At 68.3% G+C, this 23,367-nt stretch carries 28 protein-coding genes and 2 pseudogenes; 15 read left to right on the top strand and 15 right to left on the bottom strand.

Annotated elements, in window-relative coordinates; all coding sequences use genetic code 11:
* Positions 1-266: 266 nt before the first annotated feature.
* The 3 genes from D7044_RS14180 to D7044_RS14170 form a co-directional block, all read right to left on the bottom strand.
* Positions 267-1,031 carry an inositol monophosphatase family protein gene (locus tag D7044_RS14180; protein ID WP_158609999.1) on the bottom strand — a complete coding sequence of 255 codons (765 nt, stop codon included), beginning with the start codon at positions 1,029-1,031 and terminating at the stop codon, positions 267-269.
* Between the two features lie 514 nt (positions 1,032-1,545).
* Positions 1,546-2,376, bottom strand: a complete 831-nt coding sequence (locus D7044_RS14175) for a TrmH family RNA methyltransferase (RefSeq protein ID WP_120676636.1) — start codon at positions 2,374-2,376, stop codon at positions 1,546-1,548.
* Positions 2,377-2,581: 205 nt separating this feature from the next.
* On the bottom strand, positions 2,582-3,412 hold the full coding sequence (locus D7044_RS14170; protein ID WP_120689189.1) for a phytanoyl-CoA dioxygenase family protein: 831 nt from the start codon (positions 3,410-3,412) through the stop codon (positions 2,582-2,584).
* Positions 3,413-3,563: 151 nt separating this feature from the next.
* Between D7044_RS14170 and D7044_RS14165 the strand changes: the two genes are divergently transcribed.
* The 3 genes from D7044_RS14165 to D7044_RS14155 all read left to right on the top strand — a co-directional run bounded on the left by D7044_RS14165 (position 3,564) and on the right by D7044_RS14155 (position 5,172).
* Entirely contained in the window at positions 3,564-4,058 is a 495-nt protein-coding gene (locus tag D7044_RS14165) for a GyrI-like domain-containing protein (RefSeq protein WP_233564983.1), read from the top strand.
* 305 nt (positions 4,059-4,363) lie between these two features.
* The gene (locus tag D7044_RS33280; RefSeq protein WP_120689187.1) at positions 4,364-4,615 is read left to right on the top strand and encodes a YrhB domain-containing protein; all 252 of its coding nucleotides are present in this window, start codon (positions 4,364-4,366) and stop codon (positions 4,613-4,615) included.
* A 134-nt stretch (positions 4,616-4,749) separates the two neighbouring features.
* The gene (locus tag D7044_RS14155) at positions 4,750-5,172 is read left to right on the top strand and encodes a hypothetical protein (RefSeq protein WP_120689186.1); all 423 of its coding nucleotides are present in this window, start codon (positions 4,750-4,752) and stop codon (positions 5,170-5,172) included.
* Between the two features lie 212 nt (positions 5,173-5,384).
* On the opposite strand, the gene D7044_RS14150 is transcribed toward D7044_RS14155, so the two are convergent.
* The gene (locus D7044_RS14150; RefSeq protein WP_233564982.1) at positions 5,385-5,954 is read right to left on the bottom strand and encodes a TetR/AcrR family transcriptional regulator; all 570 of its coding nucleotides are present in this window, start codon (positions 5,952-5,954) and stop codon (positions 5,385-5,387) included.
* 103 nt (positions 5,955-6,057) lie between these two features.
* On the opposite strand from D7044_RS14150, the gene D7044_RS14145 reads away from it, so the two are divergent.
* From D7044_RS14145 to D7044_RS14135, 3 genes are read left to right on the top strand one after another with little or no spacing between them, the layout of a single operon-like run.
* Entirely contained in the window at positions 6,058-7,017 is a 960-nt protein-coding gene (locus D7044_RS14145) for a zinc-dependent alcohol dehydrogenase family protein (protein ID WP_120689184.1), read from the top strand.
* Between the two features lie 50 nt (positions 7,018-7,067).
* A complete protein-coding gene (locus D7044_RS14140) occupies positions 7,068-7,418 on the top strand; it encodes a hypothetical protein (protein ID WP_120675383.1) in 351 nt (116 codons plus the stop codon).
* Between the two features lie 49 nt (positions 7,419-7,467).
* Positions 7,468-7,857 carry a VOC family protein gene (locus tag D7044_RS14135; RefSeq protein WP_199716619.1) on the top strand — a complete coding sequence of 130 codons (390 nt, stop codon included), beginning with the start codon at positions 7,468-7,470 and terminating at the stop codon, positions 7,855-7,857.
* Between the two features lie 109 nt (positions 7,858-7,966).
* Here D7044_RS14135 and D7044_RS14130 read toward each other — a convergent pair whose 3' ends face one another.
* From D7044_RS14130 to D7044_RS14120, 4 genes are all read right to left on the bottom strand, one after another.
* The gene (locus D7044_RS14130; protein ID WP_120675385.1) at positions 7,967-8,734 is read right to left on the bottom strand and encodes a VOC family protein; all 768 of its coding nucleotides are present in this window, start codon (positions 8,732-8,734) and stop codon (positions 7,967-7,969) included.
* Complete coding sequence (locus D7044_RS32370; protein ID WP_158609308.1) at positions 8,731-8,868, bottom strand: hypothetical protein; 138 nt, start codon at positions 8,866-8,868, stop codon at positions 8,731-8,733. Before D7044_RS32370 ends, D7044_RS14130 begins: the two co-directional genes overlap by 4 nt.
* Before the next feature lie 180 nt (positions 8,869-9,048).
* On the bottom strand, positions 9,049-9,489 hold the full coding sequence (locus D7044_RS14125) for a hypothetical protein (RefSeq protein WP_120689183.1): 441 nt from the start codon (positions 9,487-9,489) through the stop codon (positions 9,049-9,051).
* Between the two features lie 456 nt (positions 9,490-9,945).
* Positions 9,946-11,433: an alkaline phosphatase family protein gene (locus D7044_RS14120; protein ID WP_120675389.1), complete on the bottom strand. Its 1,488-nt coding sequence runs from the start codon at positions 11,431-11,433 to the stop codon at positions 9,946-9,948.
* A 309-nt stretch (positions 11,434-11,742) separates the two neighbouring features.
* Between D7044_RS14120 and D7044_RS14115 the strand changes: the two genes are divergently transcribed.
* Positions 11,743-12,291, top strand: coding sequence for a YciI family protein (locus D7044_RS14115; protein ID WP_120675391.1), 549 nt, complete (start codon positions 11,743-11,745; stop codon positions 12,289-12,291).
* Positions 12,292-12,341: 50 nt separating this feature from the next.
* On the opposite strand, the pseudogene D7044_RS14110 reads toward D7044_RS14115, so the two are convergent.
* A pseudogene (locus D7044_RS14110) lies at positions 12,342-12,854 on the bottom strand (transposase family protein); the annotation flags it as partial.
* A gap of 97 nt (positions 12,855-12,951) precedes the next feature.
* Here D7044_RS14110 and D7044_RS14105 point away from each other — a divergent pair.
* From D7044_RS14105 to D7044_RS14095, 4 genes and pseudogenes are all read left to right on the top strand, one after another.
* Positions 12,952-13,374, top strand: a complete 423-nt coding sequence (locus D7044_RS14105; protein WP_120675379.1) for a DUF6234 family protein — start codon at positions 12,952-12,954, stop codon at positions 13,372-13,374.
* 262 nt (positions 13,375-13,636) lie between these two features.
* A complete protein-coding gene (locus D7044_RS14100; protein WP_120689181.1) occupies positions 13,637-14,077 on the top strand; it encodes a hypothetical protein in 441 nt (146 codons plus the stop codon).
* Positions 14,073-14,306 (top strand): annotated as a pseudogene (locus D7044_RS33620) (ISL3 family transposase); the annotation flags it as partial. The gene D7044_RS14100 and the pseudogene D7044_RS33620, both read left to right, overlap by 5 nt.
* A gap of 96 nt (positions 14,307-14,402) precedes the next feature.
* Positions 14,403-15,194: a class I SAM-dependent methyltransferase gene (locus D7044_RS14095; RefSeq protein ID WP_120689264.1), complete on the top strand. Its 792-nt coding sequence runs from the start codon at positions 14,403-14,405 to the stop codon at positions 15,192-15,194.
* A 27-nt stretch (positions 15,195-15,221) separates the two neighbouring features.
* Here D7044_RS14095 and D7044_RS14090 read toward each other — a convergent pair whose 3' ends face one another.
* The 3 genes from D7044_RS14090 to D7044_RS14080 all read right to left on the bottom strand — a co-directional run bounded on the left by D7044_RS14090 (position 15,222) and on the right by D7044_RS14080 (position 16,984).
* Positions 15,222-15,866: a DUF6518 family protein gene (locus D7044_RS14090; protein ID WP_147434664.1), complete on the bottom strand. Its 645-nt coding sequence runs from the start codon at positions 15,864-15,866 to the stop codon at positions 15,222-15,224.
* Between the two features lie 137 nt (positions 15,867-16,003).
* Positions 16,004-16,360, bottom strand: a complete 357-nt coding sequence (locus D7044_RS14085; RefSeq protein WP_120689263.1) for a VOC family protein — start codon at positions 16,358-16,360, stop codon at positions 16,004-16,006.
* Between the two features lie 282 nt (positions 16,361-16,642).
* On the bottom strand, positions 16,643-16,984 hold the full coding sequence (locus D7044_RS14080; protein WP_120675401.1) for a hypothetical protein: 342 nt from the start codon (positions 16,982-16,984) through the stop codon (positions 16,643-16,645).
* 312 nt (positions 16,985-17,296) lie between these two features.
* On the opposite strand from D7044_RS14080, the gene D7044_RS14075 reads away from it, so the two are divergent.
* Entirely contained in the window at positions 17,297-17,569 is a 273-nt protein-coding gene (locus D7044_RS14075) for a hypothetical protein (protein ID WP_147434663.1), read from the top strand.
* 97 nt (positions 17,570-17,666) lie between these two features.
* Here the strand turns inward: D7044_RS14075 and D7044_RS14070 are convergent, their stop codons facing one another.
* Positions 17,667-18,371 (bottom strand): SDR family oxidoreductase, encoded by a 705-nt coding sequence (locus D7044_RS14070; RefSeq protein ID WP_120675405.1) that lies wholly within the window; start codon positions 18,369-18,371, stop codon positions 17,667-17,669.
* 155 nt (positions 18,372-18,526) lie between these two features.
* Between D7044_RS14070 and D7044_RS14065 the strand changes: the two genes are divergently transcribed.
* The 3 genes from D7044_RS14065 (at position 18,527) to D7044_RS14055 (ending at position 20,613) form a co-directional block, all read left to right on the top strand.
* The gene (locus tag D7044_RS14065) at positions 18,527-19,063 is read left to right on the top strand and encodes a CGNR zinc finger domain-containing protein (protein ID WP_233564981.1); all 537 of its coding nucleotides are present in this window, start codon (positions 18,527-18,529) and stop codon (positions 19,061-19,063) included.
* Between the two features lie 460 nt (positions 19,064-19,523).
* Positions 19,524-19,751, top strand: a complete 228-nt coding sequence (locus D7044_RS14060) for a hypothetical protein (protein ID WP_120689177.1) — start codon at positions 19,524-19,526, stop codon at positions 19,749-19,751.
* Between the two features lie 217 nt (positions 19,752-19,968).
* Entirely contained in the window at positions 19,969-20,613 is a 645-nt protein-coding gene (locus D7044_RS14055; RefSeq protein ID WP_120675411.1) for a dihydrofolate reductase family protein, read from the top strand.
* A 293-nt stretch (positions 20,614-20,906) separates the two neighbouring features.
* Here D7044_RS14055 and D7044_RS14050 read toward each other — a convergent pair whose 3' ends face one another.
* Positions 20,907-21,461: a hypothetical protein gene (locus D7044_RS14050; protein ID WP_147434662.1), complete on the bottom strand. Its 555-nt coding sequence runs from the start codon at positions 21,459-21,461 to the stop codon at positions 20,907-20,909.
* Between the two features lie 292 nt (positions 21,462-21,753).
* Positions 21,754-23,175 (bottom strand): MFS transporter, encoded by a 1,422-nt coding sequence (locus D7044_RS14040; protein ID WP_233563088.1) that lies wholly within the window; start codon positions 23,173-23,175, stop codon positions 21,754-21,756.
* Positions 23,176-23,367: the final 192 nt, after the last annotated feature.

Here is a 23,367-nt window from a genome sequence, read left to right as displayed (position 1 = left end):
CGTGAGGCTGGGTCGGTGGAGTAGTGCCTGAGAGTGCAGATTCAAGGAAGTAGTCATGGGGCGGGTGTCTCCCGCCGCGCGGCGCGCCGCCCGGTTTCCGCTTCTAGCCGCTGATCGCGCGCTCATGCCGAATTGCGGGCGTTGCGGCTAAGCGGTGCTGCGAAGATCGCTCTCGTGCCGCCAGAGCGATTCGCCGACCGCCTCTACGGGGCGACCTACGAGCATGGCGACGAGGTTGTGAGCGTGTTCGAGTTTTGGTCCGGCGGTCAGGGACGCGCCGGGTAGCGCAGCGAAGCCAGCAGCTGACTGTGCAGGATGGCGTTCGAGTACAGGCCGCCGCCCTGATCGTTCGCACGTCCACCGGTTCGATCGGTGAAGCGGCCGCCAGCCTCCTCGACTAGGAGAACCCACGGCGCGTGATCCCACTTGTGGTAACGCTCGGCCAAGAAGGCATCGATCTCACCACGAACGAGCTCGATCAGCGGTAGGGGGCTCGCCGTTGCGCGAGCCGCGCTCGGTGGGAGACGATCTCTGGACTCGTCGTCCAGAGCATCGAGCACGGCGTCAGCGAGCGTTGACGTCGAACTGACCTTGAGGCGGCGCGTCTTGCTCTCCTCGCGCGGCCAGGATGACTCGAAGGCACCGCCACCTCGGGTCGCCCACCAACAGCGCCGCAGCGCAGGAGAGGTGACGAGTGCGACCTGCGTGATCCCTCGAATCTCCAGAGCAATGTGGATTCGCCAGTTCGGATCACCCCGACTGAAGAACCCGGTGCCATCGATCGGGTCGAGGATCCAGACCCGATCGGACTCACCGAGCTGACCAAGTTCCTCACCGAGGAACGCATCTTCGGGGCGTGCCTCCGACAACGTCTCCCGCAGCAAGCGCTCGACTGCCCGATCGGCTTCGGTGACCGGTGTGCCGTCGGCCTTCAGCGTTGCCGAAACGCCAGACTCAAACTGAGCGAGCGCGAGCTCCGCCGCCAGGTCCGCGGTGTCGAACGCGAGTTGGAGGTCATCAGCGCTGCCCACAGCCGCTGACCCTATCAACCCAGCCCCACCCCTCAAGAGCCGATGAGGGAGCGTCAGACCGGCGCTCCAGATCGCAGCCGCCTCGGGCCACGGGCGATACCCAGAGGGTCACGGCGCACATGCAGTAGTACCTGGCCGCGCACTCATCTGCCGCGATCCGCGCGCTGTGGAGCGTGACCACCCAGCAGCCCTCGGAGTGTCCGGACATGCCGAGATCCGCGCTGGCCGAGTGCCGTCCGCAGTCCGCAGCGTTTCATGCCTTGGAGTCGGTTGGGAGTCGTTGCGATGCGGCCGGAGGTCCTGGCGGAGCGGCTGCTATCGGCGATCTCCGCGTACGGCGCGATGACCGGCATTCGGGTGGTCGCCGGATCCGCCCGGCACGATCACGGCGAGGACGACGTCCGCGCGCGCCCGTGTGGTGTCCGGCTGCGGCGCCTGTCCGCAGACGGGTGCCGCGGGTCAGGCAGCGCGATGGTGGCGGATAGCCGCCGAGCGGCCGCCTGTGATCAGTGCGCTACCGCCGGGCGGCGGCGGCCCGCTGGCGTGCCGATTCGTACAGCACGACAGTCGCGGCGGTCGCCGCGTTCAGGGAGCTGGCGGACCCGAACATGGGGATCCGGACGAGCTGGTCGCATGCCTCGCGCCAGCCGGAGCTGAGGCCGGTGGTCTCGTTGCCGATCAACGTTAGGTTGGGTTGTTTGAAGTCGTACTCGGCGGCGTCCAGGATGCCGCGCTCATCGGTTCCCACGATGCCGATGCCAATGCCGTCGGCGCGGACGTCGGCGACCCAGGATAGAACGGCCTGGTGGGAGGGCACCCGGACCACGGGCAAGGCGAACAGCGAGCCGGTGCTCGCCCGGACCGCCTTCGGGTCGTATACGTCGGCGGCGTGGCCGGTGACGATGACGCCGCTGGCACCGAAGGCGTCCGCCGACCGAACGAGGGTCCCGATATTGCCGGGGCTGGTGGGCCGATCGAACACGACGGTGAGCATGGTCGGACCGACCGGGATACGGCGCAGGTTGTCCTCAGGCAGCGCGACCACGGCCAGCAGCTCTGGGACCGTGTCTGCCTTACCTCCCAGTTCGTGCATCAGTTCATGCGAGACGGCGAACTTCTCGGCCCGGACTGTGTCCAGGGCCTCGCGTGCCCAGCCGGACAGCTGAGCGCTGGTGTCGTAGAGCAGCTCCCGGATTTGCCAGCCGTGTTCAACGGCCATGGTGATCGGGCGCACGCCCTGCACGAGGAACTCGCCGCGTTGCTGCCGCTTGGTCCGGTTGCCGAGGAGAGCTTTCCATTGCTGGAACCGCGCATTGCGGCCACTCACTCGCAGAACCACTGCCAACCCCGCCTCCGTCGCACGTAGCCCGCCCATGCCCTGCCTGCCACACTTCACCGGTCTCGGGGCGCTGTGCTGGGTGCCGGCCGGGATCCGCCACGCACGCCTTTTTCCGGCATCCCACTGGCGACGGCAACCTCACCGGCGCCGCGCCTTGGACCTCACCCTGACTCCCCGAGGTTTCCGACATGACCTTCGGCTAGCTAGGCGCTCAGGAACGACGGAGCAAGTCGCCCCGGCCGCGGTCGGTGCCATCCCCGTCCGGACCGAGGGCGTCCTGTCCGAGACCCCGACGGATCGCGATCTCTACGGGTGAGTATGCGCCGTCGGCCCGCTCCAGTTCGTATGGTTCGGCTGGCATCAGCGGCGGTTGGGCCATGAAGCGAGGCAGCGCTCCGTGGTGCGGTTGCGCCGCGTGCACCAGGAATGGGTGGCAAAGGAAGACGTCGCCCGGAGATCCGGTGGCGAGGGCGAGGGGCCGGTGCTCGGACGCCGCCACCAGGTCGGGTGCAAGGGCCAGTCCGCTCGCTCCGTCCTCCCCGTACTTCTCCAGCACCTTCGGCACGTCGAGGTGTGAGCCGACCCGGATCCGGGTCGGGGCGTCCTTCTCACCGACCTCACTGAACAGGAACAGCATCAGCAGTGCCCGGCCCCGGGAGCGCACATTGGTGAAGTACCAGCTCTCGCCCTCCGGCAGATAGCTGCCCTCGATGTGCCAGCCCGCGTCGTCCGGCTCCTCTTCGTGCGGGAAGCGCAGCGGGAACGTGCCCAGCGAGTAGCGCGGCTCCCAACGTCCCGCGCCGACGAGCAGGTCGTACGCGTGATGGAGGAACGGGGAGTTGGGAGCGGCGGCGAACGGCCCCTGCGCCATGCCGGGCACCCAGTGCACGGGCTGCGTCCACGTCGTTGGATCGTCCGGGTCGCAGCCCGTCTCCCGCCACAGCAGCCGCGCGCAGTCCGCTGCCACGCGCGGCGCGACGGCGCCCTCCAGCTTTACGAAGCCGTCGCGAAGAAAGCGGGCTACCAAGGTCGTGTCATTCATGCCCCCATCGTGCGGCGGCACCGGTCTCGATCACCCGACATTTTCCGCGCCGCTTCTGTCGGGTGCCCACCGGTGTGCTGCGACGAAGGTTGACGTCGGACGGAGGCTTGATCTCTCGGCACTCCGTCTGTCCGTCAGAGGGAGCGAACACGTGGACATCCGCATCGTCGACCATCCCGAGATCCGGCTCGTGGGGCACGCGGCCCGTGTCCGGCTGGTCCGTCGAGGCATCAACCCGCACATTCAGCGGCACATCACCACACTGCCGATGGAGGAGCACCTGCGCTTGAAGGCTCTCGGCAACACTGAGCCGACCGGCCTGCTCGCGGTCAGCGACGACCTTGACCCCGACTACGCCGAGGGCAGCGAGCTGACCTACCTTCACGGGGTCGCCGTGTCCCCGGGTACGCCGGTCCCCAGCGGCCTCGACATCATCGAAGTTCCAGCCGGCAGATGGGTGGTCATCCGGACCACGGGGCCGCATCCGCAGACCCTGCAGAATGCCTGGGCCACGGCCGCAGCCGCGTGGTTCCCGTCCAACCCGTGGCGCCTGCGGCCAGGTCCGGAGATCGTCGCAGTGCTTGAGGCTACGGACGACTTCAGCACCGCGACCTGTGAACTCTGGCTGCCCGTCGAACCGGCATAACGATCTGGCGAGCATCCAGACAGCATCAGGGATCCGGCCCGGCGGCCAACAGGATGGCCCGGCCGCGGCAACCGAGCGCGAATATCCGGATCTGCCGCCGATCGTGCGTGCCGTCCAACCGGGCTATCACGCTCGGTGGTTGGTTCCTGCGTCAAGCGGGCATCCTGAACTGTCGATGCGCGGATGCCTCGATGCCGGCGCAGGGTGCGATGATCAAATGCGGCGACACCCGGATCAGCGGAGACAGCGCGCAGGGAGTATGCGCATGAGTCGGCCGTGGCCATTTCAAGGGATCCTGATGCAGGATGCCTACGAGGCGGTCCAGGATCTGCTGGATCGGCTGGTGCGTCCGCGGTGCGGCAGCGATGTCGTCATTTGCTCTTGTCGGGAGTTCCCCGACCGCTTGGGTTTTCGGTTGCAACACGCGTCGGTTCTTGCAGGACATGGAGCTTCTGGCGTCTCTCGTCGGTAACGGCCCGGTCGTCGTGCCCAAGTCGGGCGAGCCGCCATATCTCGGCGTCTCCGGCGGCCCCATCGAGGATCAGATCCAGCCCTGACACGGCGGGGGAGACTGCCGATGCGGGGTGACCGCGCCGGTGGGACGCCTCGCCGTCCCCGAGTGGGCGTATGGACCTGCCGTCGACCGGTTGCCGCCTTCGTCTCGCTTGTCTGTCGTGGATAGCGTGCGGGCGTGGATCGTCGATCTGCGGCGCCGTGGGCGCCGGCCGTGGTCGCGCTGCTGACGGTGGCGTGGCTCATCGGCGGGCTGGTGCTGCTCGGGTGGGTGTTCGGCATCGGCCTCGAGGGCTGGGCGGACCAGCACAGTAACCAGGGTGGTGGTGCCGACGCACTATCGCGTAAGGCGAACGTAGCCCTGTTGCTCTTGGTCGCGGAGGTGGTGGCCGGCCCGGTGGTGATCGCCGTCGTGGCGCGCGGCGGGCTTCTGCGCCGGACCGCTGCTGTCTACCTGGTGATTGCGTTCGGTCTCGGCGTAGTCGCCGTTCCGGTCGCCGCTGGCGCGTACCGAGAGCTCGCCCCGTCCCCGCCCGCCTCTCCGCCGCCGACGAGATGTCAGGAGCACAGCGGCGGCGATACCCGCTGCCCGGGCGGTTAGCCCCAGCTCCGAAGGCCGAGCACCACCTCAGCTCGTAAGCCCCGCACCCCAGCATCCGGGTTTGCCGCGGTCCTCTTGCCGTGGTCGGAGACGACGGAGGGAACGAACTGGCAGACCTGATCGGGAACCCGTGTCGGGGACAGCCGGCCCACGGACGCTTTCGTGGGCTTGGGCGGAACCGGCCGGACTACGAGCTTCGCGGTGAGTGCCACTCAAGAGCGAAACGCCCGGATTGCGAGCGCCGCGAAGCGGCGGGAGGCGGCAACCCGGGTGCTTGTCGATGTGGCGTGCAGGCCGTTGTTCGCCATGAACACGAGGATGAGATCGTCCAGGACGAAGTCGGACCGCAACTGGCCGGTCTCCTTGGCGCGGCGTGTGAGCTCGGCGAGCGAGCGGAGCGTGCGTTCGCGTTCCGCGGTGAGGTCGATGGCGTGAGGAAAAGCCGAGGTGAACGCCGTGGTGACGCCACGGTTTCGTGCCTGTAGCTCGAAGAGCCGCTCGATCACGCGGCAGAAGCCGTGCCACGGGTCCGGGTCGGCGAGTTCCTCCTCGGCGATGGTGCGGCACGCCTGCATCTGCTCGGTGAAGGCCTCGGCGGCCAGCGCCTGCTTGGTGGGGAAGCGGCGGTAGAGGGTGGCGGGGCCGACGCCGGCGCGCCGGGCGATCTCGCGCATCGGCACGTCCATGCCTTCGGCGGCGAACACCGCCCGAGCCGCCTCGAGGATCCGCTCGCGGTTGTCCAGGGCGTCTGAGCGCAGCTTGTGAGGCAAATCGTCGGCCACCGTCTCACTATAGCTAAACGGACGCCGGCGTCCGTTAACGTTCCGGCGCACGCAGGCGTCGCCCTCCGGCGGCCCTAGATAAAGCTCACGAAGAGGAACAACCATGAAGGCAGTCACGATCAAGGAGTTCGGACCCCCCGAAGGGCTCGCCGTCATCGACATCCCCAGCCCGGCACCCGCCCCCGGTCAGGTGCTGATCGCCGTCGAGGCGATCGGAGTCGCAGGCGTCGACGTCATGATCCGAAGCGGCGCCCTCGCCGCCTACGGCTACCGCGAGGGGCATATCCCCGGCGGGGAGGTCTCCGGAACGGTGACCGCGGTGGGCGACGGCGTCGACCCCAGCTGGCTCGGGCAGCGGGTGTGGGCGTTCACCGGCGCCGGCGGCTACGCCGAGCAGGCGACCGCGCCGATCGAGGAGGTCGTACCCCTCCCGGCGGGTCTTGCCGCCGTCGACGCCGTGACGCTCGGCAGCGCCGGGGTCGTGGCCCACTTCGGTCTCGTCCAAGCCCACTTCTCCCCAGGAGAGGCCGTGCTCGTGCGTGGCGCGGCCGGCAGCATCGGGATCATGACGGTCCAACTCGCGGCACGCGGTGCTGCCGGTGCCGTGGCCGTCACCACATCCTCGCCGGAACGTGGCCGTCGGCTACGCGACCTCGGCGCGACCCACGTGCTGGACCGCTCCGGCGCAGGAGGACCGGACGATCCCGCGGGCTACGACGTGATCATCGACGTCGTGGCAGGTCAAAGCATGCCCACGTTCTTCGACAGGCTCAACCCCAACGGCCGGCTCGTGGTCGTCGGCGCGGTCGGGGGCCAGCCACCGGCGGACTTCGGCACGCGGTTGATGGCCGCCTTCCAGAAGTCGATGTCCTTCGCCACCTTCAGCGCCACGACGGTCACCCAGCCCGCCCGACACGCGGTGCGGATCGAGCAGTTCGCCGCCGCAGCTCGCGGCGAACTCCAGACCGTGGTGCACGAGGTGCTGCCGCTGACGCACGCCGTGGTGGCGCACCGGAAGATGGACGCCGGCGACGTCTTCGGCAGGGTCGTGCTGACGCCCTAGTCGGGGCCGTGCTGCGGATCGTCTTCGGGCAGGCTGGGTAGGTTGACCGCATGCCTTCCGCACTTGTTGTTGGTTACGACCCCCACGCGATACCTGGCGTCGACGCAGACGCACTCCGTGCCGGCCTCGATGCGGAGCTGACCCGGTTCGGTGAGCACGGCATCGACGCGGCCATGACGCTGATCGTGTTCGGCGAATCGGCCGAGTCCACGCTCGTCGCCTCGTTGACCATGCAGCCGTGGGATGTCGTGGTCGTCGGCGGCGGAATCCGCAAGACCGAGCAACTGCTTCCGCTCTTCGAACAGGTCGTGAACCTGATCCGCCGCCATGCACCCCAGGCCGCCATCGCGTTCAACACCACCGGCGGCGACAGCGTGGAGGCGGCGCAGCGGTGGCTCTGAATCCCAGCCGCCGGATCACGTCCTGAGCCACAGTTGCCGGGACCTCGCCATGAAGAAGGTGTTCGCATTGCCGTTCGGTCGGCTCCACCACCTGATCATCGACTGCCCGGACCCGATGGCCGAGGCGCGGTTCTGGAGCGCGATCCTCGGCGACCCGATCACCTACGTGGACGCGGACTTCGTCGTCGTGTCAGCCAGCACGACGGCATCCGGGCTGGCGTTTCAGCGCGCGGACGACCTGACACCGTCGACCTGGCCGGACCCGGCAGTGCCACAGCAGATGCACCTCGACGTGATGGTCGACGACCAGGCCGCGGCGGGCGAGGCAGCGCTCGCGCTCGGCGCGCGGCGGCTGCCCGGCGATCACGTGTACGCCGACCCGGCAGGCCACCCGTTCTGCCTGATCAGACGCCCGACCTGGGCGCCACCCGTGAACTGAGCTCAGCGGTGCATCATGCTCAGCACATGGCCCCCGCCGGGCCATCGTGCCGGTGACGACGGCGCCCACGGGCCGCTGGTGATGCCGGTACGGCCGGCGCCGCGTACTGTCAGGGCGGGGTGGTCCCCAGGACCGAGAAGAACGCCCCCTGCGGATCGGTGAGCACCGCAAACCGTCCCCGCGTCAGGTCCGTCGGCTGGACGGCGACCGTCGCGCCCATCCGAATCGCCTCGGCGACGACCCTGTCGGTGTCGGTGACCGCGAAGTAGACCATCCAGTGCGACGGAAGATCACCCCAGTCCTCGCCGAACATCGGCATCATCCCGGCGACCGGACGGCCGTCCAACTGCCATGTCGTGTAGGTGATCGGTCCCATCGGTTGGTCGTCCGCCGTCCACCCGAACACCGACCCGTAGAACTCCTTCGCCCCGTCCCACTCCCGCGTGGTCAGCTCAGGCCAGGTCAGCGAGCCGGGCACGTCGAACACCTCGGCCCCCGGCATACCGAGGGACTGCCACACCCCGAACGACGCGCCGGCCGGGTCGGCGAACAGCGCCGTCCGCCGGGAGCCGGGGACGTCGACGGGCTCGGTCAAGATGAAGCCGCCGGCGGCGGTCACCCGCCGACAGACCCCCTCGACGTCATCGGTCGCCAGGTAGGGCAGCCAGGCAGGCGGTTGTTGCGGGTCGGCCCGCAGCCCGGCACCGGCCACCGGTTTGCCCTGCTGGTGGAAGACGAGGTGACCGTCAGCCCCGGCCTGCGGGTCCGCCTCGGCGACGGCCCAGCCGAACAGGGGCGCGTAGAAGCGCGTCGCGCCGTCAAGGTCGGTGGTGACCAGGTCGACCCAGGCGGGTGCCCCCGGTGGAATATCCGTCATGGCTTCGGCTTCGCTTCCTCTGCTCCGGCGTGATCCGCCCGGTTCCAGCCGAACGGCTCCGGGCAGCCCGCGTCGGCGAGATCCCGGATGGCCAGGGCGGCCCGGCAGGGCGTGCCCGGCGGGACGGTGCTCACGTCGACCCCTCTCGATTGGGGCGGCCACCGCGGGCACGCCCCTGTCGGCATCGTGGCACCGTTCGCGCGCCGTACGGGGCGGATCGGGCGAATCGCCAGCTGAACCGTCGCCCTGGTCTGCCGCGAAGTGGGCGCGCCGACGTCGAATCACCCATCTCGGCGATCGATGTCAGGGCGGCTTCAGATCTCGAAGTCCTCCGCCCACCGCTCCCAATCGACAACGGTGAGGCCAGCCGGCGCTCCTTCGGGGGACGGCAGTGCGACATGGTCCTGCAACCACACGATCACCAGCCGGGAGCGGTGGAGTACGGGATCCTTGCCGTCATCGACGGGCCCCGACGAGAACCACCTCATCACGATCACTGCGGGAAGCGACTCAACCGGCCCGAACGGAAGCGAACCAACATTCAGGTCCGACTCCCGGGTCCGTGGAGGGTCGACGACGTGGACGGGTGCACCGGGCAGGACACGCGCCGCTCGCTGCGCCAACCCGCCCATGATCATGTCGTTCAGTCGCCGCATCGGGTAGCCCTCGAGCAGCCCACCGTACGTCGATGTCAGATGCACCTCGGTCAGTGCGATGTCACGCCCGTTGGGCAACACCACCAGCGCCAACTCCACAGCCGTAGAAGATACGTGGCATCCACGACGGCACCGCCGCTCGCCCGATGTGTCCGACGCGGTGCCTTGCTGCGCTCGGATGAGCTCAACCCAGGCGGTGCTGGGCCCGCTTGGCGGCGATCGCCCTGCGCGGAGCCATCGAGCTAATCGCGCAGGCCGGCGGCGGCCTGGTCGAGGGCCATCCGCACGACACCGGCGGGGTCCGGAGGGAGAATTCGTCGTTTCTCTACAACGGCACTTGCGCCTGAACTGGACGCGCATTGGACGAGACGCCCGTCAGCACCCTCCGGTTGGACCAGGCATCCGCTCATCCAACGATCGGCACTCCCGCCGCGAAGGTAGCGCCGGGCAAGTCGAGGTCGTCTGGATGATTGGTGTACCGGGTGCCCGCGTGGAGGGTGAAGGCCCGGCCGGGAAGTGCTTCCCGGCCGGGCCCTTGACGAGCCTCGGTAGGTGTCAGCCGACGTGCGGCCGGTGGCCCTTCTCCTGCCTGGGCATCTGCTGCTTCGCCGGCGGCCCTTCCGGCATCGGCAGGTTCTTGATCGCGTACTGGGTGAAGTTGTAGTCGCCCACGGTGTCCGGCATCGTCGGGGCCTCGGCGCGCTTTTTGTTGAACCGGAACGCCGCGGTCAGGTCACCACAGGTCTCCCGGCGCCATGCGCTGATGTTGGTCTCCTTAACCCCGGTGATGTGCTCCAGGAACTGCAACTGCGAGGTGTGGTCGGAGACCTCGGAGCAGACGTAACCGCCCGCGGTCCACGGCGACACGATGATGCACGGCACGCGGAAACCGAGGCCGTTGGGCCATCCCCGGCCCTGCTCACCGACGGTGGAGGTCTTGAAGACGAACTCGTCCGGGGTGCCGGCCGGCGGGGTCGGCGGAACGACGTGGTCGAAGAGGCCGTCGTTCTCGTCGTAGGACAGGATGAAGACGGTCTTGGCCCATACCTCGGGGTTCGACGCGATGGCGTCGATCTTGCCCGCGATGAACTGCGCACCGGCCGCGGCTGAGCCCGGGGTGGAGGGGTGCTCGTCGTAGCCGGACGGCGGCAGGATCCAGCTGACCGTCGGCAGCGAGTCGTTCAGGCAGTCGTACTCGAACTGACCCAGGGGCTGGGTCGCCACGCCGTTCTCGTAGAAGCCGTCGCCGGGCTGGGCCTGGGCGAAGTCGGTGAACTTGCTGATCGCGGACGATCCGGTGAGGCCGCCGGGCTGGCGGTAGACCTTCCAGCTCACGCCGGCTTCGCTGAGTCGCTTCGGGTAGGTCTTCCAGGAGAACTGGTTGGCCGGACCACTGGTGGTCAGTGAGGGGCCGCCGGCCAGACCGTCGACATCGATCGTGCCCGACATCCACATGTGCCGGTTCGGGCCGGTCGGGCCAATCACCGAACAGTGGTAGTGGTCCAGGATGGTGAAGGACTCGGCCAGTGCGTAGTGGAACGGGATGTCCTCACGCGTCAGGTAGCCCATGGTGAACGGAGCGTTCTCGCCGTCGTGCGGAATATGCGCCGGGATCCAGTTGTCCATCTTGCCGCCGTTCCACGCCTCGTGCTGGCCCTGCCAGCCGTGGTCGGTGGAGGGCAGCGCGTGGCCGGCGAGCTTCTTGGTGTCAAGGTGGAACGGCAGTACGTAACCGTCCGGGTGACCATCCCAGGGCTGGTGGAAAACGGAACGGCCGTTCCCCAGGATCAGCGCGTTCGGGTCGTCGAAGCCGCAGACGCCCGACATCGTGCCGAAGTAGTGGTCGAAGCTGCGGTTCTCCTGCATCAACATCACGACGTGCTTGATGTCGCTGAGACGACCGGAGGTCTTCGGCGGCGTGGCAAGCGCCTTCTGGACGTTCGGCGGCAGCGCCAGCGACGCGGCACCGAGGGCGGCTGCGGCCCCGGTCCCGAGGATCCGTCGGCGGGTGAATCGGGATGGGCTCTGGTCCTGCTCTGGCATAGGGGTGGAGTCCTCTGCTCTGCGGGCCGACTGCGGACTCGTTGATCATTTCGATGAAACGTGAACGGGACCCTAACCAGCACCTACGGGCTGAGGAAGGCGGCGAACTGTCGGACTCGGCACAGGGTTCCGTGAAGCGCTGGTGCGGCAGATCGTTGAGATGCTCTCACTTGCACGGTGTCTTGCCGTCAGCCCCGATCATCAGTGAGCCTTTTCCAACCTGCGAGGGATTTGATGATCCCGACCGGTGTTGTGACCAGGTGGTGCCCTCGTCCGGTTGGTGTTGGCTATGGGTCGAGACTGTGGGGCATGGAGTTTCTGTGCTTCCACCGTGATCGGCCCGACTCTGTCACCCTGCGCGACGAGTTGATAGAAGAACACTGGTCCTACATGGACCGGTACGCTACGGAGATGATCGCCCGCGGGCCGGCCCTCGCCGACGACGGCGAGACGCCCACGGGCAGCCTGCACATCGTCGACCTGCCCAGCTCCGCCGCCGCCCGAGCGTTCGCCTTCGACGAGCCCAACTACCAGGCCGGCGTGTATCGCGACGTGCTGCTTCGGCGATGGCGCAACACGTTGGGACGCAGCATGTGGGACTTTCCCGGCGGCCCGACCGGCGGTAACCGTTACCTGGTGCTGGCCCTCGGCGCGGGGCAGGCCGCCGATCTGGCCGTGCCGCCCGGCTCGGATCAGCTGATCGCGTACGGGCCGCTGCTGTCAGACGACGGCGCTGCCTGGCTGGGTACCGCGATGCTGGTCCAGGTGCCTGATCCGGACACGGCTCGCGCCATCCTGACTTCGGACCGGTACGCCGACATCGAGGTGCACAACTGGCAGTTCGGTGGGCGGCGCTAAGGAAGTAAGGAGGTCCAGGGTCTGCGCGTTGCCTTCAACGTTCCGCCACTTCACCTCGAGTAGCGGTTGGCTTCGACGTGGTGCAGGAAGAGGATGGCCTGCACGATCGTGGTGGCTCGGCGTGGGCAGCAGCGCATCACGTCGGCGCTGGTCAAGGCATCGATGATGCCGTGAGTGCGGGCCGCGGTCAGGTCATGGACGGAGCCGGGCAGTGCTGGGGAGGCCCAGACGAGCCGACCCACCGCGTCAGCGATGACCTGCACGTTCACGCCGTGGCGCTTGTGCTTGCCGGAGCAGTAGGGCTTCTGGTCGGCGATCCGATCGATCGGGATGAGCGTGCCGTCCATGATCGCGTATGCCAGCATACGGATCTTCTTCATTGCCGTGGCCAGGTCATCAGCGGCTGTCGCGAGCAGGGTGATCACCTCCTGCACGTACCGCCAGGCAGTGGCCAAGCCGACCTCGAACCTGGCAGCCAGGCGGGTGTAGGTGTCGCCGTTACGCAGATGAGCGAGAGCGAGGAGTGCTTGCCGGCCCGCATCGAGGTGCCGCCACCTCGACCGAAGCCTGGCCGGGCCACGGTCGCAGGTCAATGAAACAAGTAGCCGCCGACCGGTTGCCGCCTTCGTCTCGCTTGTCTGTCGTGGATAGCGTGCGGGCGTGGATCGTCGATCTGCGGCGCCGTGGGCGCCGGCCGTGGTCGCGCTGCTGACGGTGGCGTGGCTCATCGGCGGGCTGGTGCTGCTCGGGTGGGTGTTCGGCATCGGCCTCGAGGGCTGGGCGGACCAGCACAGTAACCAGGGTGGTGGTGCCGACGCACTATCGCGTAAGGCGAACGTAGCCCTGTTGCTCTTGGTCGCGGAGGTGGTGGCCGGCCCGGTGGTGATCGCCGTCGTGGCCCGCGGCGGGCTTCTGCGCCGGACCGCCGCTGTCTACCTGGTGATTGCGTTCGGTCTCGGCGTAGTCGCCGTTCCGGTCGCCGCTGGCGCGTACCGAGAGCTCGCCCCGTCCCCGCCTCCCTCTCCGCCGCCGACGAGATGTCAGGAGCACAGCGGCGGCGATACCCGCTGCCCGGGCGGTTAGCCCCAGCTCCGAAGGCCGAGCACCACCTCAGCTCGTAAGCCCCGCACCCCAGCGTCCGGATCTGCCGCCGATCGTGCGTGCCGTCCAACCGGGCTATCACGCTCGGTGGCCGGTTCCTGCGTCGCGCGGGCCTCCTGAACTGTCGAGGAGCGGATGTGATCGCCGTCCAGGCGAATCACGGCAGTGGTGTGCGCCTCGGCTGGTCCCGTTGGGCGCTGCGGCAGAGCGTGCCTCGCTGCCATACCCTGCTGTCGTGCCGATCATGGGGGAAGAACGTCGTGCGGCTGTAGCCAGGATTCGCCGTCTACGGGTGTCGGTGGCGCTCGCAGTCATCGTCGCAGTCATCGCGGGGCTCGGCGGTTATCGGATCGGCTTGTCGCGTGAGCGGCATTCGGCGACCGCGGTGGTGTTGACGGGGACTGTCACGTGGTCGAACGCGGAGACCCGACTGATCGCGTTCGAGACGGATGGCGTCGTCCGCAAGCCCAACGAGGGGGACATGATCTACTCGGTGCTCACCGACAACTGGCAGGACGTCGCGGGGACGTTTCGCTCGGATGGCACGTATCCGACCTGTCTGGCCGGGAAGGGTGACGACCCGGTTTCCATGGACCATCACCGCGCCGAGTTGACGGTCATCGATTGGGACACTGGTGGCGCTCAGTCGATGCACGTCGCGGTCCGGGTCCGCTGTCTGGACTGACCGCCCGAAGGGGTGCCTGCAGCGCCTGGCCACGACCGTCGAGACGTGGTGGCCGGAAACCCCCGCGTTCCTGCACAGCGGCATCACCGACCTCGGCACCGAAGTCACCAATCGAGTCGTCAAGATCATCGCCTGCGACACCTGCGGCTTCCGCAGCCCCGTCAACCAGCGCTTACGCACTCGCTGCGCGGCCAATCGGCGAGCCCGTGGACACCTCGACGCCCGCTAACTTTGTTGAGCCCGCACCCTGATTGGTGTTGGCTACCGCAGCGGCGCCGACCCGTCAGAACCGTTGCTGTCCGCTTGGCTGTGCAGGGAGTTGAACATGCAGGACGATGTTGTCGACCCCGTTGCTCATAATCGGGCAGCCTGGGACAAGTATGTCCATGAGGGCAACGAGTGGTCGAGGCCGGTGAGCGCTGAGACTGTCGAACGCGCCCGCCTGGGCGACTGGTCGGTTGTTCTCATCGGGCGTGAGCCGGTCGACCGCTCCTGGCTGCCGGCGGACGTGACCGGCAAGGACGTGTTGTGCCTGGCCTCCGGCGGTGGCCAGCAGGGTCCGATCCTCGCTGCCGCAGGGGCGCGGGTCACCGTGTTCGACAACTCGCCCCGCCAGCTCGGCCAGGACCAACTGGTGGCGGCACGCGACGGACTGGAGCTGCGCACCGTCCTCGGCGACATGCGCGACCTCAGCGCCTTCGGCGACGCAACATTCGACGTCGTATTCCACCCGGTCTCGAACCTGTTCGTACCAAACTTGGCACCGGTGTGGCGTGAGTGCTTCCGCGTCCTGCGGCCGGGCGGAACTCTGCTCGCGGGCTTCCTCAACCCCGATGTGTACCTCTTCGACCACGAGGCGCTCGACGAGCGCGGCGAGCTGGTCGTCGTGCACAAGCTGCCCTACAGCGACGTCACGCAGTACTCCGCCGAGGAACGCGCCACGAAGTTCGGCGCGGATGCCCCTCTTGAATACAGTCACACCCTCACCGCGCAGATCGGCGGGCAACTCGCCGCGGGGTTCGTCCTCACCGGCTTCGCAGAAGCACCGCACCAATCCAACGCGTCCGCTCAATACATGTCGCACTACTTTGCGACGCTCGCGGTCAAGCCGGTCTGACCCAGCCGCAGGCCGGCCAATCGCCCCTCAGCGCAGCCTGACTGATGCCGCCAGGATCACGCGACGTCCCTTCGCGCGGATGATCAGCACAGTGGCCGCTGCCGCCGCTACCCACACGGTCAGCCGCACCGGCTGAGCCATCAGGCTGTCCGACGGTGGAGGCAGTACCACCATCTGCAGTGTGGCGCCAGCAGGCATCAGTAGGGCGGCCAGTGTCCCGGCCGGACCGGGTCGCCGGATCAACGCGCCGGTAGCGCCGAGCGCAGGGCCGAGCACCACGCTGGCGAGTAACCAGTACCGGGTCGCCATGCCCCACCACGTGCCGCCGTCGAAGAGCACGTCCATGCCGTAGTAGGCGGTGGTGGCGAACACCAACGTCAGGCCTCCGGCTGCCGCGCCGCGCAGCAACCCCGCAGCGGGGTGTGTGTGCCGGCTGACCAGCCAGCCCACCAGCACAGCCGTCGCGGCCCACGCCCATCCAGCGTCGAGAACCAGGCTGGCGAACTCCGCGACCTGCGACCAGCCCCCACGATCGGCACGCGCGGTGCCGACTTCGCCAAGCCAGACCGGCACATGGTTCACCACCGAGTCGACGGCACCCAACGACATCCCTACGACCGGACCGGACACCACCCACAGTGAGCGACCATGCCCCCGCATCATGGCAGTCATTGTGCTTGATCCGTACATGATTGACCGGCCCGAGGACGACGGCGAGAAGAGGACGAGCATCTCCTGAGCCGCCGCTGAGAGCGACCATCACACCCAGCCGCGAAGGGCTTGCGACGATTGGGGATCGTCCGGCCTGGTCAACTTGTGCAGAGGCAGAAGGGGTGACCTGCGGGGTCGAGGAAGACCCGGAAAGTCGTACCGGGTTGGTGCGGGTGTTTGGTTGCGCCGAGATCGAGCACTGCCGCCTCGGCGGCATCGAGGTCGTCGACGATCACGTCGAGGTGCATCTGCTGGGGTGGTTCCTGGGTCGGCCAGATCGGTGGCGTGTACCCATCCACCTGCTGGAACGAGATGCACTGACCGTAGTCCGCGCGGGCGTCGGCCCAGTCGGAGGAGACGTCGACCTTCCAATCCAACATGGCGCCGTAGAACTGGGCGAGCGTTCCAGGGTCGGGACAGTCGATGACGATGCTGGGGAAGCGGGCGATAGCCATGCCGGCCATGGTAGGGGCGGTTGCGGACGATCGACGTCCTGATTGCCTCGGTGGCGTCGCCTCGACGAGGCCGCCGAAGGGGCAGGGCGATGCCCGGCGGGAGGAGCAAGTCCTGCGGGCAACGGTGGCCCGGCGGCGGCGGAAAGGCGCCCGGGGGCGACGCCCGGCTCGCCGGCTCCGCCCCGAGCGCTCGGCGCCAGGACGAAATGGGTGGCCTCGCCAGCCCGTCCCGTCCTAGCCTTCTGACTAGATCTTCTTCTCCGACGCAATCACGAGAGGACCTCACTCCGCGTGACGCCGCCTGCTTCTTAGACCTGACACCTTGCCCCGGGCATTGGTCGCCGACGTCGCCGTCGGCTCCTTTCCGATGCCTTCCGTCAGATCCTTGGAGAGAAGATGTCTACGCGTCCTCATATCGTGCTGCCCTGGACCGTCGGTCAGACGCGGCTTCCCCTGCTCGCCTTCGGCAACGTCTCCGGCTATCTCCGACTTGCCCGCGTCGGCGACGAGAAGTTCCGCGTCGTGGCCAACGGCAACCTCCTCGACGTCTGGCCCCTGGCTGCCGACGTTCCCGCCGAACGCACCAGCAGATTGACCAATCATCATCGCGTCGCGGTCCGGCACCTCAAGCCGATCCTTTTGAGGGGCTACTCCGGCAGTTCTTCCCGCCGTTGGCCTGAGCCGGGGCGAGCGGCAAGGTGGCCTCGCCCCGGACTGCATCACGTGGCAGTCTCCGCGAGGTCGCTCATGGCGCGCGATCGAAGGTCAGGGCCGGCCCGATACCGACGAAGGTGAACGCCCGGCGCAAACGTCGCGACGTGCGATGAGCGGAGGTTCCCGGAGGACCTCGGGGTGTGCTGATCTACAGCGATGATCAGCACCGGTGGTCCCGTGTCGATGACCGCACGCCTGGGGTAGGTGGTGGTCCCGTCCCGCGTGGTCGTGTTGGCCTGTGGTGGGTTTCTCGATCAGTGGGCTGACCTTGGTGAGCCGTTGTCGATCCGCGCGGTGCAGGCGGCCGGCACGGGCGGCGCCCACTTGCGGGACTGGCTTGCCGAGGCGGTCGCCGTGCCGGCCGGACCGGGTGCGTTGGCGGTGGCTGCGCGCACCCGGCCCGGTACCTACGTGGCGATCGACACCATCGCCACGCTAAACATCAAAACTGATCGCTATCGCCAGTACGCACTGTGGACTCGTCAATCGGGCTAAGAACATCCCAAGCCCGAGCCCGACGATCCCACTACTAGCGCAGACAGGCCGAGTGACGTTGGAGTACTACTGGCGCGGAGGCGAAACGAACGTCCAGTCAGCGGTTGACGATGAGTCCTTCGACCGGGCCGGACAGCAGTGGCTTGAAGTAGTGTGCCTTGTCATCGGCCAGCACCTCGGTTTCCCCTTTTGCCAGCGCGGTGATGATCTCGGCGGCCACCATGGCGGGGTCGTTCTTGGGTCCGGGAAGATCGCGTACCAGGTCGGTGTCGGTCAAGCCGAATTGAGCGCCGAGGACCTGGGTGCCCTGGCCGGCGAGTTCCGCGCGCAGGTTGTTGGTCATTGAGATGAGGGCGGCCTTGGCCGCGCCGTACGTGCCCGAGCCGGGGAACCCCGCTATCCAGGCCGTCACTGAGTGCAGGTTGACCAGCGCACCGCCGCCGTTGGCGGCGAGTACGGGCGCGAACGCCTTGGCCACCCGCAGTGGCCCGAATGCCACTGCGTCGAAGACCCGATCGACCTCAGCCTGATCGTCAGCGAGTAGGGGCGTGAACGTCATGATCCCGGCGTTGTTCACCACGATGCTGACGTCGGCTGCTTCCCGAGCGAGGGCGGTGGCACCCTGCGGATCGGTCAGCTCAAACGCAAGCGGCACGATTCGCGCGTCGTCGGCCGGCCGGGAAGCGCGGGAGGTGGCGTACACCTTGGCGGCGCCCGCCTCGAGCAGTTGCCGGGTGATCTCCCGGCCCAGGCCTCGCTGGCCGCCGGTGACCAGGGCGACCGCCCCGCTGATGGTCGTCATGAGTTGACTCCTCGCAATCGACGACTGAAGTGAACCACTATTTACTTCTGTCAGCATGCCTCGTCGACTCGACGGAAGTCAAGTAGACTTTGCCTATGTCGTGGACTGCTAGCGAGAGGTTCGAAGCCCGGCCCGCGCCGGGTGGCTTGGCCCTGGTGCAGGAACTGGTCAACACCCACGCCACCGGCGGCGGCGGTGTCGACCTGCTGGCCGATCCGGTGACGGCCGAGCAGTGGGCGCAGGCGGCTGCCGATCAATGGGCGGCGGTCCACGGGCTGCAGCCGCCGACGCTCTCGCTGACCCCAGCCGGCCTGCGATCACTTCGTGAACTGCGCGACGAGCTTCACACGATGCTGGATGTTCCACCTGACCAGCGGCTGTCCGGGCCGCTCCAGGTCGACAGCGTGGTTCCTCGTGCGGATGCACAGTTGGGCTCCGACGCTCAGGGGCGCGTGATGATGATCCCCCGAGGCACGGGCGTCGATTGGCTCGTGTCGGCGGTCTGGTCTGAGATCCTCATCGCCCAGCTCGACAGCACCTGGACACGCGTCAAGCTCTGCCGGGAGCAGGGCTGCCGATCAGCCTTCTACGACGCCTCCCGCAACAGCAGCGCGGTCTGGCACAACGTGCGCACGTGCGGCAACATCGCCAATCTGCGCGCATCCCGGGCACGACGCCGATCGGCCGACTGATCGCGGCGGCCTCGATACTTTATTCGGACTTCACTGGGCGGCCTGGCCTGGTCTTTTCAGTAGGTGACCGGCGATGAGGTCTACGGCGCCGGCGGTCAACGACGGCCGTACTCCAAGCCGCCGAGCGGGGGATCGAGCCCCGCTACTTCCGGCCGTTCGGCAGGAAGGACGGGACGACCGGGTGGAAGGCCCATCAGCGGTTCGTGCGGGCGGGGGAGACCGCGTTCAAGATCTGGGCTCCGGTACGGCGACGGCCGAGCGAGGAGCAGGCCAGCCAGTGGGAGGCGGCCGGGCATGGTCCGGCGTGACCCCGACGGGCGTCCGTCGGTGCAGGTCGTCGGGTTCCGGCCGGCGAACACGTTCGAGTTGTCGCAGACCGACGGCAGCCGTTCGACCCGCCGACCGTGCCGCGCCGCGCCCGCCGCGCGGGTGGGCCGCAGTTGCTGGTGGGGGAGGAGCCATGCTCGCCGGACGGCGCGACCGATACCGCGCCAGTGAGCACCCGGCCCTGGCCGGGATCCCGGTCAGCGACGGTCAGCTGCGGCGGCAGGCCGCACCGGCGGAGCCCTGGTACACGGTGTGGGTCCGTGACTACGACGTGATCCGCCACCCGGCGCAGCTCGGCACCCTCGCGGCATCCTGGCGGGGGATTCCATCACGACGGATCCGACCGCTAACCCCCGCCTGAGCGGTCACGGCGGGAACCCTCTCGCCCTGGGGCCTTGCCCGGTCTGTGCCACCTACTGGCCGTGCCCGTCGATCGCACTCGGACACGGCCAGGTCGACCGCGACCAGCCTGGACACGCCAGCACACATAGAAGCGCGCCACCGAGCGTTAAGGAGCGCCAGGAGGACGCCAGCCACCTACTCTCCGACCGAGACAACCAACTCACCGGGAGTAAGGCATGGGCCTCATCCACATCGAGCTGTTCGCAACCCTCGACCTCGTCGGGCAGGCGCCCGGCGGCCCCGACGAGGATCCGGTGGGGTTTCCGTTCGGCGGCTGGCAGGCGCCCCTGCTCGACGAGGTCACCGGGGCGCAGATCGGTGCCGCGTACGAGGGCACTGACGCCCTCCTGCTCGGCCGGCGCACGTACGACATCTTCGCCGCCTACTGGCCACACCAGGAGGGCGGCGACGACAGTGACATCGCCACCCTGTTCAACAGGGTCCCGAAGTACGTGGCCTCCCGCGGCAGACCCGACCTGTCGTGGGCCGGGTCCACTCACCTCGGCCCGGATCTGCCGACCGCGGTGCGCGAGCTCCGTGACCGGCACGAGCACGTCAAGGTCGTCGGGAGCCTGAACCTCGTGCAGGCCCTCCTGCGCGAGAAGCTCTTCGACCGCCTCGACCTCTGGGTGCACCCGATCGTGCTCGGCGTCGGGAAGCAGGTGTTCGACGGCGGCGCAGTGCCCACGAACCTCACACTCCTCGAACCGCCGCTGGCCAGTCCGAAGGGCACCGTGCTCCTGCGCTACGGGCTCGCCGGCGGCACGCCTGGGACGGGAGACATGAGCGCACCCGACCGCGGTGCCGGGAGCGACGACTGAAGTCGCCCCCGGCCCAGGTGGGTGCGTGTCGTGGGCGGGTGAACCCGCCAGGGTGGCATTTCCTTACGGCGTCGGCGGTTCGACGTGCTGTCGCCGTGACGACGTGCTTCGCCGGAGGATCACGCCGTCACGCACGAATCTCGCAGGTCCGCTCACCCCCGTGCGACAGACGCAGACGGGGAGTGGTCTGCCATCCGATCTGGAAGGGCGCGGGCAGCGGAACCGGCGCCGCACGATAGTTACGGCCGTTCCGGCGCTCTGCGTGGCGAACGTCGGCGCCCGCCCGGCTCTGCTCAGCTGTGGACGGTGTATCCGCCGATGAGGACCGGATACCGGGGCCGCTGAGGGACTCCCGGAGGCAGCTCCGTCTCCGGGTCGATGCAGTGGGTGGGTGGCCGCTCCGTCCCGTTCTGCGTCTGCGCGTCGACGATCTGATCCGGCCCCCTTCCACCGTCGATGATCTTCACGTAGTAGCCGTGGTTCTTCACATTGCCTTGGCCCTCAGGGACGACCGCGGTGAACACCGCGACGTTCCCGGTGACCTTCAGACACGTCACGTCGGCCCGTCCCTGCCCGACCGGCGTGCCGTCCGGCAGTTCGTGCCGGTACAGGAACTGGCCGTACGCCGATCCGTCGACGGCCGCCACCGCCTGGACACCGAACCAGATCCGGTGTCCCACCATGCCGGGCTCGTCGTATACGAAATGCCCCAACCCGGTGACGACCGACCAGCCGGCCGTGGTGCTCATCGCCTTGGACTGCTGGGCCTGCGCGACAGAGGGCGACGCCGCCACCCCCACGGCCGCAACCGCCGCCAACGCCACCGCGCGCAAACTAGACCTGAACATGTCGCTCCTTCTGACCATCCCGTCGGCTGACGTGATCCAGCGTCACCGCACGGCGATGCGAACGAATCCCTCCACCGAGCCACCCGCCTCCCTCGCCCAAGGGAAGAGGCGCCGCATGCCCGCGTAGGGATGAGCCAGCACCAGGCGCCGCTCATACGGCCCCACCAAAGACGGACGCCGGCACGCCGCACCACCTCGACCCTCGACCTCGACGCGGTCGCCGCCGCGCTCACCGCCGACGTCGACGTGCCCGGCTGGGCCCGCGTCATCGGCGCCGCACGCGACTGGCCCGTCAGGTGTCGGATGAACGGGTGGAGCGGCGGTGCAGGGCGGCGAGCAGTGGTGGCGATCTCCACGCTGTATCGCCACCGAACCAGGTCTGCATCGATGGGGACGGCGGGCGTATGCCGCCGAGGGGGTAGAGCGCGATCGCGAGCAGTGTTCCGGCGGAGGCGAGACCGAGGCAGATCCAGAGGGATAGGCGGACGCCGTCCGTGATGCTGTCGCCGACGCTCGCGGCGATGTAGAGGAGGATCGGCGCGATCATGAATGCGGCTACCGCACGTAGCAGCTCGACGATCGCGAAGACGCGTTGGAGTGCGTTGTTCCGCAGGGAGAAACCGGCGATGAACAGTGCGGGGGTGACGGAGGCGCCGACGCCGACTCCGATCAATCCTGTCGCGATCAGGGTTTGGGTGGTGGTGGGTGGGAGGCTGGTGGCGATGAGTGCGATGCCCGAGATGAGGGAGAGCATCCCCGCCAGGGCGAAGTAATGTAGCGCCCGGGTGGTGAACAGCTTCGCGAACACGATTGCCGCGATCACCGCGCCGCCGAATTCGGGCAGGTAGAGCAGTCCTAGTTCCAGGGGTGTGTACCGGTCCCGGAGCACAACGCCGGTCAACGCGATGGCGGGCACGGATGTCGCGGCCGCGGACATGGCTACGACGATCCCGACCACCGGCAGCGTGCTCGTGAGGGGGCGCAGGATCAGTAGTGGGCGCCTGGCATGGTACTGCTGGATCAGGAGGATGACGATGAGCACCAGGCCCGTGGCCAGGGGTGCGATCGCGCCGACGTCGAGAGCCCGTTGGGGCTCGAACCGTGAAACTCCGTAGAACGCGGCGACACATCCGGCGGTGGCCAGTGCGACTGCGACAGGGGAACGTGTGGCCGTGGGGTCCGCCGGCCCCACGTGCTGATAGGTCAGCAGTGATAGCAGAAACGCTACGGCGGCGATTCCCGCGATCACCCAGAACAGTGGCCGCCAGCTGTCTGCCTCGAGCTGGACGCCCGCGATCAGTGGGCCCAATGCGACCCCGCCGAAGATCGACAGGTTCAGGATCACCGCGGTCAGGGTGAGCTTCGACGGTGGGAACCCGGTGATCAGCGGCGGTACGGCGGCGATCAACAGGAGACTGGTGCACAGGCCCTGGAGTACGTGGCCGACGAGGAACAGGATCGGTTCGGTCGCCGCCGCCGCGAACACCGAGCCGATCACGAGAAGTGTGGTGTAGAGGAGCATCATCCGGCGCTGGGGCAGATGCTGGGCGAGCTGCACCGACAGTACGGTGCCCAGCGCGTAGCCGGCGTTGGCCAGGCCCACCGCCAGACTCGTCTGCCCGGTGCTCATGCCGAGATCCCGGGCGATGACCGGCGTGAGCGGGTCAAGTGCCACGGAGACCACCAGGTACGGGACCAGCGCGGCGACGACCATCGTCGCCACCGCAGGGTAATTGTGGGCCAGGGGGCCTTTTCTGGTCATTCCCGCAGCCTCCCGATCCCGGTGGGCTCGCCGACGGACCCGAGCCGGTTGTGCTCAGCCGCAGATCGCGGGTGCCGAGCACGGCGACTCGCCAACGGTCCACGGGCAGGGCGAGGGATCGCGCAGCTGGTGGAGGTCGGTGCA

Origin of the sequence: Micromonospora musae, assembly GCF_003626635.1 — a bacterium.
Taxonomy (GTDB): Bacteria; Actinomycetota; Actinomycetes; order Mycobacteriales; family Micromonosporaceae; genus Micromonospora; species Micromonospora musae.
Note: the sequence above shows the minus strand (reverse complement) of the source record. Positions and strands in the feature narration are given on the sequence as shown.